Source organism: Pseudonocardia sp. (assembly GCF_025965585.1).
GTDB lineage: Bacteria > Actinomycetota > Actinomycetes > Mycobacteriales > Pseudonocardiaceae > Pseudonocardia.
In genome coordinates, this window is record NZ_JAOPWR010000122.1 from 1 (window position 1) to 14,011 (window position 14,011).

General features: G+C 72.9%; 14 protein-coding genes. 12 read left to right on the top strand and 2 right to left on the bottom strand.

All coding sequences use genetic code 11. The features are described 5' to 3' along the window. The 4 genes from JWR81_RS07775 to JWR81_RS07790 form a co-directional block, all read left to right on the top strand. A partial coding sequence (locus JWR81_RS07775) for an NYN domain-containing protein (RefSeq protein WP_297648745.1) occupies positions 1-628 on the top strand: 628 nt, incomplete at its 5' end. A gap of 109 nt (positions 629-737) precedes the next feature. Further along, the gene (locus JWR81_RS07780; RefSeq protein ID WP_297648747.1) at positions 738-1,028 is read left to right on the top strand and encodes a hypothetical protein; all 291 of its coding nucleotides are present in this window, start codon (positions 738-740) and stop codon (positions 1,026-1,028) included. Positions 1,029-1,271: 243 nt separating this feature from the next. Next, on the top strand, positions 1,272-2,393 hold the full coding sequence (locus tag JWR81_RS07785; RefSeq protein WP_297648751.1) for an NlpC/P60 family protein: 1,122 nt from the start codon (positions 1,272-1,274) through the stop codon (positions 2,391-2,393). Positions 2,394-2,492: 99 nt separating this feature from the next. After that, entirely contained in the window at positions 2,493-3,647 is a 1,155-nt protein-coding gene (locus JWR81_RS07790; protein ID WP_297648755.1) for a glycosyltransferase family 4 protein, read from the top strand. A 166-nt stretch (positions 3,648-3,813) separates the two neighbouring features. Here the strand turns inward: JWR81_RS07790 and JWR81_RS07795 are convergent, their stop codons facing one another. Next, positions 3,814-5,637, bottom strand: coding sequence for a long-chain fatty acid--CoA ligase (locus JWR81_RS07795; RefSeq protein ID WP_297648758.1), 1,824 nt, complete (start codon positions 5,635-5,637; stop codon positions 3,814-3,816). 114 nt (positions 5,638-5,751) lie between these two features. Between JWR81_RS07795 and JWR81_RS07800 the strand changes: the two genes are divergently transcribed. Genes JWR81_RS07800 through JWR81_RS07825 form a run of 6 tightly spaced genes read left to right on the top strand, consistent with a single transcriptional unit; the run spans position 5,752 to position 10,066 of the window. After that, positions 5,752-6,159, top strand: coding sequence for a polyketide cyclase / dehydrase and lipid transport (locus tag JWR81_RS07800; RefSeq protein WP_297648761.1), 408 nt, complete (start codon positions 5,752-5,754; stop codon positions 6,157-6,159). A gap of 2 nt (positions 6,160-6,161) precedes the next feature. Then, positions 6,162-6,950: a metallophosphoesterase gene (locus JWR81_RS07805; RefSeq protein WP_297648764.1), complete on the top strand. Its 789-nt coding sequence runs from the start codon at positions 6,162-6,164 to the stop codon at positions 6,948-6,950. A 28-nt stretch (positions 6,951-6,978) separates the two neighbouring features. Next, the gene (locus tag JWR81_RS07810) at positions 6,979-7,419 is read left to right on the top strand and encodes an SRPBCC family protein (protein WP_297648767.1); all 441 of its coding nucleotides are present in this window, start codon (positions 6,979-6,981) and stop codon (positions 7,417-7,419) included. 38 nt (positions 7,420-7,457) lie between these two features. Continuing rightward, positions 7,458-8,693: an ArsA family ATPase gene (locus tag JWR81_RS07815; protein WP_297648769.1), complete on the top strand. Its 1,236-nt coding sequence runs from the start codon at positions 7,458-7,460 to the stop codon at positions 8,691-8,693. Between the two features lie 13 nt (positions 8,694-8,706). Continuing rightward, on the top strand, positions 8,707-9,066 hold the full coding sequence (locus JWR81_RS07820) for a hypothetical protein (RefSeq protein ID WP_297648772.1): 360 nt from the start codon (positions 8,707-8,709) through the stop codon (positions 9,064-9,066). Between the two features lie 52 nt (positions 9,067-9,118). Then, positions 9,119-10,066 (top strand): ROK family glucokinase, encoded by a 948-nt coding sequence (locus JWR81_RS07825; RefSeq protein ID WP_297648775.1) that lies wholly within the window; start codon positions 9,119-9,121, stop codon positions 10,064-10,066. 235 nt (positions 10,067-10,301) lie between these two features. On the opposite strand, the gene JWR81_RS07830 is transcribed toward JWR81_RS07825, so the two are convergent. Continuing rightward, positions 10,302-12,038: an MOSC domain-containing protein gene (locus JWR81_RS07830; RefSeq protein WP_297648779.1), complete on the bottom strand. Its 1,737-nt coding sequence runs from the start codon at positions 12,036-12,038 to the stop codon at positions 10,302-10,304. 487 nt (positions 12,039-12,525) lie between these two features. On the opposite strand from JWR81_RS07830, the gene JWR81_RS07835 reads away from it, so the two are divergent. Beyond that, positions 12,526-13,119 (top strand): peroxiredoxin, encoded by a 594-nt coding sequence (locus tag JWR81_RS07835; RefSeq protein ID WP_297648783.1) that lies wholly within the window; start codon positions 12,526-12,528, stop codon positions 13,117-13,119. Positions 13,120-13,592: 473 nt separating this feature from the next. After that, positions 13,593-13,985 (top strand): nuclear transport factor 2 family protein, encoded by a 393-nt coding sequence (locus JWR81_RS07840; RefSeq protein WP_297648786.1) that lies wholly within the window; start codon positions 13,593-13,595, stop codon positions 13,983-13,985. Positions 13,986-14,011: the final 26 nt, after the last annotated feature.

Sequence of the window (14,011 nt, forward strand, 5' to 3'; positions counted from 1 at the left end):
ACGGGCCGACCGCGCGGGCGCGGAGGTCGCCGCGGCGCGGCAAGCGGCCCGCGAGGCCCGCCAGGCCGACGAGGTGCGCCTGGCGCTGCTGGTCGACACGCTCGGAGGGGCCGTCGCCGGCCTGCGCAGGGAGCTCGCCCTCGGCGGTGGCGCCGGACCCCGCCCGGGAGACCTGGTGGTCGGCGCCGGTCAAGGACGGGTCGGTGCCGCGATCGACTCGGTGGCCGGCCTCGACGCGCTGCTCGCCGTGCCCACCGTGCACCTCGTGGTGGACGGCTACAACGTCAGCAAGACCGGATACCCGGAGCTCCCGCTGGCCGATCAGCGCAGCCGCCTCGTCGGGCAGCTCGCGGCGCTGGCCGCACGGACGAGCGTCGAGGTCACGGTCGTCTTCGACGGCGCCGGTGTGGTGGCGGCACCGCCGCGGGGGTCGCGCGGGGTGCGCGTGCTGTTCAGCGATCCCGGCGTCCTCGCCGACGACGTGATCCGCTCGCTCGTGGCGGCCGAGCCGCAGGGGCGGCCGGTCGCGGTCGCCACCTCCGACCGCGCGGTGGTGGACTCCGTGCGCCGCCGCGGGGCCTACAGCGTGCCGTCGGCGGTGCTGGTGAGACGCCTGGTCAGGCCCTGATCCGGCGGTGACCTGCCGCTGGTCCCGACCTCGTCGGCCCAGAACTGTCGGTGGGTGCTCCTAACGTCCGTGGTGCCGGGAACACACCACGGTCGACAGGAGCTTCAGGATGATCATCGAGTGCGACAGCTGCGAGGTCCGCGGACACGCCTGCGGCGACTGCGTGATCGGGGTCCTGCTGGGCGCGCCCGCGCCGCGGGCGGCCGAGGGTGGCGGGGTGGGCGGCGACGCGGAGCTGCCGTCCGGCGCGCCCATCGTGCAGCTCGACGCACCGGAGCGGCACGCTCTCGAGGTCCTGGCGGAGCAAGGCCTCGTGCCGAGATTGCGGTTGGTGGCCACCCGTTCGCGCCAAACGACCGCGGGTGAGAGGGGAGCACGACCTGTTCGTGACGCAGGGTGACGAAACAGCGTTGCAAAACTCTTCGGCGGTCACTCATCACTCCGGAGAGCGACTCCCGCGCGGCGACGCGCCGGGGGAGGGGTGGGTTGGACGCCCCCAGTTGGTCTCCGTAATCTCCGCGAGACCTTGTGCGACTCCGCCGTTCGACGGGATCGGCGCCGCAGGGTCACCGTGCTCTAGTCCGTTCGGCCCGCGAATTGCCCCGGCCGGGTGACGCACGGATGGAGGAAGGAGTCCAGCCGCGTGGTGTCGCCTCGGCGCAACCCCTCCCGCACCCGCCGGACGGTGTGGCGGGTGATGTCCGGCAGTGCGATCGCCGTCGTCGGACTGGTCGCAGCGGTCCTGGTCGTGAGCCCCGCGGTCGCGCAGCCCGCGGTGCCCTCCCCGCCGATCGACGCCGCGGGCGCGGCGGCGGTCCTCCCCACGGCGCCGCCACCCCCGCCCACCAACCCGGCCGACGCCGCAGCCCAGCTCCAGCAGGTGCAGCACGACGCCGAGGCGCTCACCGAGCAGTGGCACGCGGCCCAGGACACCCTCGCGGCCCGCCAGGCCGACGTCACCAACCTCCAGGCCGCGGTCGCGCCGGCGCAGGCCGCGGTCGACGCGGCGAAGGCCAACGAGGAGAAGTACCGCAAGCAGGTCGACGCCGTCGCCATGGCCACCTTCGAGAGCGGCAACCTCGACCAGTTCAACGCGTTCCTCGCGAGCAGTTCGCCGCAGGACTTCCTCGACCAGATGTCGGCGCTGGAGAGCCTGTCGTCTCAGTACAAGGACGCGCTCCAGCAGCTCAGCGCCGAGGTCGACAAGACCAGCGCCGCCCAGACCGCCGCATCGGCCGCCGTGGCGCGGGCCCAGGCCGCGGTCGACCAGGCCACCAAGGCCGAGCAGGACCTCGCCGCCCGCAAGAAGGACGCGGAGATCCGCATCGACCAGGCCCAGACGCTGCTCGACCAGCTCTCACCCGAGCAGCGCCGCGACCGCATCGGCCCGAGCGTCGACGCTCCGAGCATCACCGGCACCGGGGTGGGCGTCGAGGCCCTCCGAGCGGCAGCCACGCAACTCGGCAAGCCCTACGTGTGGGGCGCCAGCGGACCCAGCAGCTACGACTGCTCCGGCCTCACCTCGTGGGCGTTCAAGAAGGCCGGTGTGACGCTGCCGCGGTCGAGCAGCCAGCAGGCGCTCGTCGGCACCCCGGTGTCGTGGGACGAGCTGCAGCCCGGCGACCTGGTCTTCTACTACGACCCGGTCAGCCACGTCGGCATCTATGCGGGCGACGGCAAGTTCATCGATGCGCCGCAGACCGGCGACGTCGTCAGGTACCAGACGGTCTCGAAGAGCGCCTTCAGCGGCGCCCGGCGCGTGTAGCGCCCCACGAGCCACGTCCGCTCCCCGGGGCAGGGCGGCGGCCGGCCCCCGACGGTCGACCGCCGCCCGCTCTCCGGCCCGGCGCGATAGCGTCGCCCCGTGCCGCGCACGCTTCTGGTCACCAACGACTTCCCGCCCCGCACCGGCGGCATCCAGAACTACCTCCTGGCGCTGGCCGATCGTCTCCCGCCCGGTGAGCTCGCCGTCTACGCGCCCGCCTGGCCCGGCGCGAGCTCGTTCGACGCGGCACTGGCGTACCCCGTGTACCGGCATCCCACGTCGCTGATGCTGCCCACCCCCGACGTCGCGCGGCGGGCCGCGGCGCTGGTTCGCGAGCACGGGGCGCACGCGGTGTGGTTCGGCGCCTCCGCGCCTCTGGGGCTGCTCGGTCCGGGGCTGCGGCGGCAGGCCGGGGTGGAGCGGCTGGTGGCCAGTACCCACGGCCACGAGGTCGGCTGGTCGATGCTGCCGGGCGCGTGCCAGGCGTTGCGGCGCATCGGGTCCCGCACCGACGCGGTGACGACGATCTCCCGCTGGACGCGCGATCGCATCGCCGCCGCGTTCGGTCCCGCCGCCGCGTTGGAGCCGTTGCCGTCCGGGATCGACACCGACGTCTTCCGGCCCGACGCCGCCGCTCGGGCCGACCTGCGTCGTCGCTACGGCCTGGGTGAGGCGCCCGTCGTCACGTGCGTCTCCCGGTTGGTGCCGCGCAAGGGCCAGGACACGCTGATCCGGGCGTTGCCACGCGTGCGGGCGCGCGTGCCCGGGGCACGCCTGCTCGTGGTCGGTGACGGGCCCTACGGCGACCGGCTGCGGCGGCTCGCCGTCGAGCACGGGGTCGCCGGCCACGTGGTGTTCACCGGCGCCGTCCCCGCGGCCGAGCTGCCGGCCCACCAGGCGGTCGGCGACGTGTTCGCCCTGCCGTGCCGCACCCGGGGTGGTGGGCTCGACGTGGAGGGGCTGGGCATCGTCCTGCTGGAGGCGGCCGCGTCGGGGGTGCCCGTCGTCGCGGGGGACTCGGGCGGGGCCCCGGAGACGGTGCGGGAGGGCCGCACCGGTCACGTGGTGGGCGGCCGCGACCTCGATGCGGTGGTGGACGCCGTGGCCGGCCTGCTGGCCGACCCCGACCGCGCCCGGGAGATGGGGGCGGCCGGCCGCGCGTGGATGCGCGCGAGCTGGACCTGGCCGGAGAGGGTGACGCGCCTGCGCTCACTCCTGACCGGCCACTCCCTCCCCGGGACCTCCGCCCCCTGACAGCGGCGGGTCGGCACGGAACGGTCCGCGAGCCGACACGGAACGCGGCCGAGTCGCCACGTTCCGCCCGCGATCCGGCTCGACCCCCACGCCGGGTCGTGTCGACCCGCGCACCCCGTCGTGGCGACTCGCCCGCCCGGACGTGACGACTCGCGGGGTGGGGCGGTCAGGCGGGCTGCCTGGTGCCCGCGTAGATCGAGGCGATGTCGTCGGCGAAGTTCTTCGCCACCACGGCGCGCTTGACCTTGAGGGTGGGCGTCATCTCGCCGCCGTCCTCGGTGAAGTCGACGGGGAGGATGCGGAACTCGCGGATCTGCTCGGCGCGCGACACCGCCAGGTTGGCGTCCGCCACGGCCTTGCCGATCTCCTCGCGCAGGGCCGGGTCGTCCACGAGGTCGGCCACGGACGTGCCGGCGGGCCTGCCGGCACGCTCGAGCCAGCCGGGCAGGGCCTCCGCGTCGATCGTGACGAGCGCCCCGATGAACGGCTGCGCGTCGCCGACCACCATGCACTGGCTGACCAGCGGGTGGGCCCGCAGCCGGTCCTCCAGCACCGCCGGGGCCACGTTCTTTCCGCCCGCGGTGACGATGAGCTCCTTCTTGCGTCCGGTGATCGTGAGGAAGCCGGCGTCGTCGAGCTCGCCGATGTCGCCGCTGTGGAACCAGCCGTCCTCGATCGCCTCGCCGGTGGCGGTGTCGTTCTTCCAATAACCGCGGAAGACGATCGGGCCCTTGAGCATGATCTCGCCATCCTCGGCGATCCGGACGGCGTGCCCGGGCACCGGGCGCCCGACGCTGCCGACGCGCTGGGAGGCGAGGGTGTTCACGGTGATGCCCGCGGTGGTCTCGGTGAGGCCGTAGCCCTCGAGGACGGGCAGGCCGATGCCGCGGAAGAAGTGGCCCAGGCGCTCGCCCAGCGGCGCGCTGCCCGACACCGCCGCCACGACGTTGCCGCCGACGGCCGCGCGGAGCTTGCCGTAGACGAGCTTGTCGAAGAGGGCGTGCTTGGCCTTGAGGGCGATGCCGGCGCCGCCGGTGTCCTGCGCGGCGCTCCAGGCGATGGCGGTCTCGGCGGCGGCGTCGAAGATCTTGCCCTTGCCGTCGCCGTGCGCCTTCTGGCGAGCGCCGTTGTAGACCTTCTCGAACACCCGCGGCACGGCGAGCAGGAATGTCGGCTTGAACACGGCGAGATCGCCGAGCAGGTCGGACACGTCCGCGGTGTGCCCGATGACGGTGCGGGTGTAGAGCGCTCCGCACTGGATGACCTTGCCGAAGACGTGCGCGAGCGGCAGGAAGAGCAACACCGATCCGCCCGGGGTGAGCAGCTCGGGGAACACGTCGGCGACGGTGCGCACCTCCGAGACGACGTTGCGGTGGGTGAGCTCGCAGCCCTTGGGACGACCGGTGGTGCCCGAGGTGTAGATCAGCGTGGCGAGGTCGTCGGCGCGGACGGCCTTGCGGCGGGCGTGCACCTCGTCGGCCGGGGTGTCGCTGCCCAGCAACCCCAGCTGCTCGATCGCGCCCGGCTCGCCCGCATGCGGCTCGATCTGCCAGATGCGGGTGAGCTCGCCCAGCTCGTCGCGCACGCCGTCGACCAGGCCGCGGTGCTTGTCCGACTCGACGATCACGGCCACCGCGCCGGAGTCCGACAGGATCCACTTGATCTGCTCGGCCGAGGACGTCTCGTAGATCGGCACGGTGACCGCGCCCGCGGCGAGGATCGCGTAGTCGAGCAGCGTCCACTCGTAGCGGGTGCGGGAGAGCAGGGCGACGCGGTCGCCTGCGGCCACACCTGCGGCGATGAGGCCCTGGGCTGCCGCGGTCACGCCGTCGGCGAACTGTGCCGCTGTCAGATCCGTCCATACGCCGTTCGCGCCACGACGCCGGTAGGCCACCTCCGCGCCGTGCGACGCAACGTTGTCGTAGACCGCGTCGACGAGGTTCTCCTCGTCGCTGACGCGGACGGTGGCGGGGACGCTGTACTCGCGCACGGTCGGGACCTCCTGGCCAACACTGGCGTTCGATTGCCGCGAACCTACCCTCTGGTAGGAGTCGAGTGGCAGGTCCGGGCCACGTCCGTTTCGTCCGTCCGGCATGCTGCCCCCATGCCGTCGGTGGACGTGGTGGACGAGACCTTCCTGGCGGTGCCGCCCGCGGTGGTCGCCGCGGAGTTCGCGCAGCCCGCGCGGTGGCCGAGGCTGTGGCCCGATCTGCGTCTCGAGGTCGTCGCCGACCGGGGCGACCAGGGCTTCCGGTGGACGATCACCGGTGCGCTGGTGGGCAGCATGGAGGTCTGGCTCGAACCGGTGCTCGACGGCACGGTGCTGCACTACTTCCTGCGCGCCGACCCGGCCGGTCCCGACGGCGCCCCCGCCCCGGCCTCGTGGCGCCGGGGTGTGGCGGAGGCCGCGCGGCGGCAGCGGGCCGCCAAGGCCATCGCGTTCGCCTGCAAGGACCGGCTGGAGGCGGGACGGGCCGCGGGCGAGCCGCCGCCCCCGCAGGTAGTTTCCTGACCATGCGCGTGCACGTGGTCTCCGATGTCCACGGCAACGCCGAAGCGCTGGCCCGCGCGGGCGAGGGGGCCGACGCCCTGCTGGTGCTCGGCGATCTCGTGGACTACGTCGACTACGCCGATCCCGCGGCAGGCATCCTGGGTCGTGCGCTCGGCCCGCAGGTCAGCGCCGAGTTCGGCCGCCTGCGCACCGACGGGGGCCCGGGCGAGCTGGTGGCGTTCGTCCGCGCGCAGTGGGCGCGCCTCGACGATCCCGGGGCCGTCGTCGAGGAGGCGGTGCGCGAGCAGTACGACCGGATCTTCTCCGCGATGACCGTGCCCACCTGGGCGATCCCCGGCAACGTCGACGTCGTCCGGCTGTGGCCGGAGTACGAGCGCGCCGGCGTCTGCCTGCCCGACGGGCGCGTCGTCGAGATCGGCGGGCTGCGGTTCGGCTTCCTGGGCGGCGCGCCGCTGCCCCCGGGGATGGCCCCGCGCGTCGGCGGCCCGTGGACCCCGCACCTGCGCCTGGCCGAGGAGTACGACGAGGCCGTTGCTGCCCTCGGCCCCGTCGACGTGCTGTGCAGCCACTCCCCGCCCGCGGTCCCGGAGCTGTCCTACGACGTGGTGTCGCGACGGTCGGAGTCGGCGTCGCCCGCGCTGCTGGACAAGATCCACCGCGACGGTCCTCGCGCGTCGCTGTTCGGCCACGTCCACCAGCCGCTGTCGGCGCGCGTCCGCGTGGGGCGCACCGAGTGCGTCAACGTGGGGCACTTCCGGCGCACCGCCACGCCCTACGTCCTGCGCTGGTGATCAGTTGACCACCGGTAACCTGCGGGCCATGGCCGACGCGACGTCCTCCTCGATCACCATCGCCGCCGCACCGGAGCAGGTGATGGCCGTGATCGCCGACTTCGACGCGTACCCGGAGTGGGCGGAGCAGGTGAAGAGCGTCGAGGTCCTCGAGAACGACGACGCCGGCCGTGCGGAGCGCGTGCGCTTCACCATGGACGCGGGCCCGATCAAGGACTCCTACACGCTCGACTACGTCTGGGCCGCCGACGGCCGTTCCGTGAGCTGGACGCTGGTCAAGGGCCAGATCCAGAAGGCGCAGGACGGCTCCTACGCGCTCGACGGCGGGCCGGACTCCACCACCGTCACGTACTCGCTCGCAGTGGACCTGAACATCCCGATGATCGGCATGCTCCGTCGCAAAGCCGAGAAGGTGATCATCGACACCGCGCTGAAGGGTCTCAAGCGCCGGGTCGAGAACGGGGGCTGACAGGCCCAGGTGGACCAGCGCGGATAGGCTCCCGCACCGTGCGGGTCGTGCTGTTCACGGGCAAGGGTGGCGTCGGGAAGACGACCCTGGCCGCGGCGACCGCGGCCCGTCTGGCCCGGTCGGGCCGCAAGGCGCTGGTGGTCTCCACCGATCCCGCCCACTCGCTCGGCGACGCGCTCGACGCCGACCTCAGCGGTGACCCCACCGAGCTGGAGGGTGGGCTGTTCGCCGCCCACATCGACACCCGCGCCCTGCTCGACTCCTCGTGGGGGCAGCTCCAGGGGCACCTGCGCACGGTGCTCGCGGGCGCGGGCGTCGACGAGCTGGTGGCCGACGAGCTGACGGTGCTCCCGGGCGTCGAGGACCTGCTCGCGCTGGGGGAGGTGCGGCGCCTGGCGGAGACCGGCCTGTGGGAGGTCGTGGTGGTCGACTGTGGGCCCACCGCGGAGACGCTGCGGCTGCTCGGGCTGCCCGAGGCGATCTCCGGCTATCTGGAGCGGCTCTTCCCGGCCCACCGTCGCGCGGTGCGCGGGCTGCTCGCTGGTCTGGCCGGCGGGACCAAGGGCGGGAAGGCCGACGGTCCGGGCTGGGACGCCACCATCGACGCCCTCGACGCACTCGCCGAGCAGCTCGCCGGGCTGCGCGCGATGCTCGCAGACCACACGCGCACGTCGATCCGGCTGGTCCTCACCCCGGAACGGGTGGTGGCCGCCGAGACCCGCCGCACGCTCACGGCGCTGGCCCTGCACGGCCTCGCCGTCGACGGCCTCGTCGCCAACCGCGTGGTGCCGGGCCCGCCCGTCTCGCTGCGCGGGCCCGCCGCCCGGTGGCTGCGCGAGCGCCACACCGAGCAACAGGTCGTGCTCGCCGAGCTGGCCGGCCTCGGGGACGTGCCGCTGCGGACCGCCGGCCACTCGGCCGCCGAGCCCACGGGCGTGCCCGCGTTGCTGGAGATCGCGGAGAACCTCTACGGCGACAGCGATCCCGCGGCGCCGGGGGAGCAGGGCCCGCCGCTGATGCGGGTGCGGCGCACCGCCGGTGCCGGCACGTCGGCCGACTCGGAGTTCGAGCTCGTGCTGCGTCTGCCCGGCGCAGCCGACGGCCCGCTCGACCTGGCCCGCGTCGGTGACGAGCTCGCGGTCGCGGTGGGCGGGGTGCGCCGGATGGTGGCGCTGCCCTCGGTGCTGCGCCGCTGCGCCGTGACGGCCGCCCGCCTGGACGGCGACGACCTGTGCGTCGTGTTCGTGCCCGACCCCGCGGTGTGGGTCCGTTGACCGGATGGGCTCGATGACCGACGGCCCTCAGGGCTGCGGCGGGCACGCCGGTCTTCCCGGTGAGCTGCGCGCCCTCGTCCTCCTCGCGTTGGACCGGATCGCCCCGCTCCTCGAGCGCGTGGGTTCGGAGCCCGCCTCCGGCGCCGCGACCTGCGCGAACTGTCCGGTGTGCGCCGTGCTGGCCGCGCTGCGCGGGGAACGGCCCGAGCTGGCCGTGCGGCTGGCGGAGCAGGCGTCGGGCCTGCTCGCCGTGCTGCGGACGGCACTGGAGGAGGGCGACCCGGGCCCGCACCCGGAGCCCGCCGCGCCCCCGCCGCCCCCCGCACGCCCCGTCCAGCGCATCCACGTCGACCGCGTCAGGAGCCCCCGATGACCCGCGAGTCGGCCCGCGCGCCGTTCCGTGTCGACCCGCGGGGGTGGGGCTCGTGCTGACCATCGGTGTCGACGTCGGGGGCACCAGCGTCCGCGCGGGCGTCGTCGATGCCGAGGGCACCGTGCTCGACACCGCCCGCACCCCCACGCCGCGAAGCGAGGCCGCGCTGGAGGCGGCGCTGGCCGGGGTGATCGGCGAGCTGGCGGCACGGCACGACGTGAAGGCGGTGGGGCTGGCGCTGGCCGGCTTCATCACGCCCGACCGGCGCTGCGTGCGGTTCGCCCCGCACCTGTCGTGGCGCGACGCCCCGGTCGCCGACCGGATCGCGAAGCGCATCGACATGCCCGTGGTCGTCGAGCACGACGCCAACGCCGCCGCGCTCGCCGAGCGGCACTTCGGCGCCGCCTCCGGCGCGGCCACCGTGGTGTTCGTGGCGCTGGGCACCGGCATCGGCTCGGCCCTGCTGCTCGACGGCGGGCTCTACCGCGGCGCGTTCGGCGTGGCCCCCGAGCTGGGTCACCTGCGCGTCGTGCCCGACGGGCGGCCGTGCCCCTGCGGCAAGAACGGCTGCTGGGAGCGCTACTGCAGCGGCACCGCGCTGGCCACCACGGCCGTCGAGCTGCTCGCGCGCGACCCCGGCAGCTCCCCGGTGCTGCGCAGGCTCGTGGACGGCGACCCGGGCCAGGTCACGGGGCAGCGCGTGGCCGTGGCGGCCCGCGAGGGCGACCCCGTGGCCTGCGCGGCGATGGACGAGCTGGCCCGCTGGCTGGGGGAGGGGCTCGCGCTGGTGGCCGATGTCTTCGATCCCGAGCTGGTCGTCATCGGGGGCGGGGTGTCGGCGTCGGCGCCCCTGTTCCTCGACGAGGCGCGGGAGCACTACGCGCGCACGGTCACCGGGGGGACACGGCGCCCGCTGGCCCGCATCCGCACGGCCCAGCTCGGCGAGGCTGCCGCGGTGGTGGGGGCGGCGCAGCTCGCGCGCGATGTCAACGGGCACTGACCGGCCGCACTCCCTGCCCCCGGAGGTGTCGGCGGGCCGACGGTGGGCTGTGCTCGTCATACCGGCGCCGGCGCGGAGGGCAGTCATAGGACAGGGCGCGTCGTCGCCCGGGAGACCACGGCCACCAGGCCTTGGGGAACCGACCGATCACAGACCCGGGAAATCGCCTGATCGCCCACACGCCCCGGATGGCGCCGCCGAGCATCATCCGATCAACGTCAGGCAGGCCGAACGGCTACAGGTCCACGACGAGCTCGGAGTCCGGGCGGGCGCAGCAGATCAGCACCGACCCGTCGGCGGGTGGCTCGAGTGGGATGGGCTCGTAGCTGACCCGGCCGGACAGGAGCGGGGTGGTGCAGGTGTGGCAGACCCCAGTTCGGCATGACCAGCGGGTGGGCACGTCGCAGGCCTCTGCGAGTTCGAGGACATTTCGTGTGGTGGGGCCATCGAAGGGCACGGAGAGCCCGCTGCGGGCGAAGGTGACGAGCGGACCGGCCCCGGGCCGCCCGGACGGCGGATGTGGCGCGACCGAGGCCTGCGCGATCACGCCCGGGTTGATCGCGTCCAGGGCGCCGAACCGCTCGGTGTGGACGTCTGTGATGCGCAGACCGTTCAGCCCTGCGCCGATGTCGGCCATGAACGCGGCCGGACCGCACAGGTATGCGGTGGCGTCGCCGGGCAGGGAGAGCCCGGCCAATGTCTCGGCGGTGAGCCGCCCGGCGCGCGCACCGGTCGCCTCCAGCTCGACCGGCGTGGCCGCTGTGTAGAAGACGTGCTCGCGGGCCCGAGGAAGGGTGGCGAGCAGGAGGTGTGCCTCGGCGGCGAACGCATGCTCCTCGGGTCGGCGGGCGGCGTGCAGCCACCAGACCTCGCGCTCAGCATGCTGGCCGGCCAGCTGGTGCAGCATGGCCAGCATCGGGGTCACCCCGACTCCGGCGGAGATCAGGATGACCGGGTTCGTGCCGCCTCGGAGCACGAACTCACCGCGCGGTGCCGCGACCTCGATGACGGCGTCGGGTCGCAGGGTGTCGTGGAGATAACGGCTGACCAGGCCCTTCGGGTCGCGCTTGACGCTGATCCGGTAGTCGGTCGCCCCAGGCGCAGAGGACAGCGAGTAGCTGCGTACCGGGGCTGGGTCGCCCGCGCCGGCCAGGCGAAGCGTCAGATATTGGCCGGCCCGCGCGGCTGGCAGGGGCGCCGAATCTTCCGACCCGAGGTAGATCGAGGTGATCGTGGAGCTTTCGGCCGCGGTGGTGAGGACCCGCAGCCGTCGAAAACCCGGCCAGCTCGCCTCGACGTCGGCCGGTTGTGCCGCCCCGTCTTGTTGCCTGTCCGCCCCGTCGAGGAGCTCCCGGAGCGAGCCCTGCCAGCCAGGGCTCAACGCGGGTATCCGCAGAGCGCGCCGCAGAGCGGCGGGGTCTCGGTCCGGCAGGTACAGCAGTCCGTCGATCTCGGCGACGGTCATCCGGCCCGGGCCGTCGGCGATCTTGACGATCTCATCGCCGGCTTCGACCTGCCCTTCGGTGAGCACCCGCAGGTAGAACCCGGGCCGGTGGTGCGCGACGAGCAGCGCGGCCATGTCGGGCTCGCCGAGCCGCATGCCGACCCGGAAGCAGGTCACCCTGGGCTGGCTGACCTCGAACTCCGCCTCGCCGATGCGGTAGCGGTCGCCGATGCACACCTGGTCGTCGGCCAACCCTTCGACGGTGAAGTTCTCCCCGAACGCACCGAACTCGATGTCCTGCCGGCCGAGGTGCCGTCGCCAGTGCTGGTATGAGCCGAGCTGGTAGACCAACAGGGCGCGGTTCTCGCCGCCGTGGCCGCCCAGATCTCCTTGGCCGTCGCCGTCGACGTTGAGCCGGCGGACCATCCGTTTCCCGCGCACCGGGTGCTTCCAGATCCCGGTGTGGACGGTCCGGCCTTGCCAGGCGACGTTCTTGGGCAGGCCGATGTTGAGCGAGAGCAAGGTCATATCGCGAGCTCCTTCCGTCCAGCGGGGTCATCCATGGCTCCGTGTCGAACGGGTGGATTTCTGAGAGGTGGCGCGGCCTCGAACTGGGGTTCGGCGCCCGTCGCACCGCGCGGTCGTCGCGTCGGCTGGGCACGCCTGGTTCTGACGGACGAACCGCCGCAGCTCCCGGTGGCCGCGGACCTCGCCGCCGCGGGGTCGTGGACCACCGCCGCCGCCTCAGACTGCCGTCTTCCGCCCTGTCGTACCAGGGGGCCTGGCCGACGGCTCGACACGATGGCCGTTCGGGCCTCCCAGCGAGTAACGGTGGCGGCCCGCATGGGTGAGGAGCTGTTCAACGCGTTCCGCTGTGCGGCGGTTACCTCCGCGGCTGGCCTACTGCTTTGCTGGTGCTGCCAAGTTTTGCTGGTGCTGCCAAGTCTTTGCAGCGCACTCCGCAGAACCGTTCTGCAGGTCACGCAGCCGATGCCACCTGAGAGGCGGTCACCACATGCGTTCGGACATCATCCCGGGCGGGGTCTTCCCCGACTACGCGTTGACCGATCACACCGGCACGGTCCGCACGCTCACCGAGCTGCAGGGCCGCGACCCTCTGATCCTCATGCTCTCGCGCGGCCATTACTGCCCGAAGGAGCACCAACAGCACCTCGAGTTGGCGGCGTTCCAGTCGAAGGTCGCGGTCGCTTACACACAGATGGTCACGATTTCGACCGACGAGCACCACACGCTGCAAGAGTTCCGCGCGTCGGTCGGCGCTCAGTGGACCTTCCTATCCGATCCCGGCCGAACGATCCAGAAGGACCTGGACATCCAGGAGTACACCGACCCCGACAATGACCCGATGATCCCGCACACGCTCGTGCTCAAGCCGGGACTGGTCATTCACAGCATTTACAACGGCTACTGGTTCTGGGGTCGGCCGTCGGTCGACGACCTCTGGCGTGACCTGCGCGCGGCGACGAGGGAGATTCGCCCCGACTGGGACCTGAGCACCCCGGGCCTCCGCGAGGCCTGGGCCGCCGGTGACCGCTCGCCCTTCCACGGATGGGACAGGCGGTCAGGCGAGCCGCTTGTCGCGAGGTGATGGACACCGAAGTGCTCCCCCGTCGATGGCGGCCGGCGCCTGACACGCCAACCCGTCCGGCGAGCGGTGCGATCGCAGGGCTTCCGATAGATCGGCGCCACGCACGTGGGTGACCGGATCGCTCACGCACTGACCGATAAGGGATCCCCCGGGGTCGGTGCGGCCGAACCAGCGTCGGGGGAGGACATGACCAAACCAGTCAGAACGCTCGTCGCCGCTAGGTTCCCCGCCGGGCTGATGCTCACCGGTGCCGGCCTGGCCGTCGCTGCACCAACCATCACGTTTCCGGGTTCCAGGACAGCGACAGTGGCAATCACACCGGCGACGGGCGGGGAGGCGCCCTGCTACTGGGAAACGCTCACTGATCGATCTACTGGAGACTTCGTCAACTTGGTCAACGACACGTCGACGCGGCGTCATCTGGCGTCGCGCCAGGCCAAAGCATTTGAAGCAGGCACTCGGTAAGGAAGATCATGACTCGTGACTCCGAGACGCGGGCCCGGATAGAGGAGCACTGGAAGGCCTCCGAGCTCGGGGACATCGCCGCTGAGCACGCGATGTACGCAGCGGATGCGATCTTGGACTACCCCCAGTCCGGAGAGCGCTTCCGGGGCCGGTCAAGGATCCAAGCGCAACGCGGCGGGCACTCGGCCCAGCGCCATTTCACCATCACCCGGATCTTGGGCGGTGGTGAGCTTTGGGTGAGCGAGTGCGTGATCACCTATGACGGCGAACCCACCCACTCGGTGAGCATCATGGAGTTCACCGATGGCCTCGTGACGCACGAGACGCAGTACTTCGCGGACCCCTTCCGGGCGTCTCCTTCGCGAGCAGCGCTAGCCGAGCCAATGCCGGGCCGTGACTGATAAAGCGCGCGCGGCGCATTGCTGGC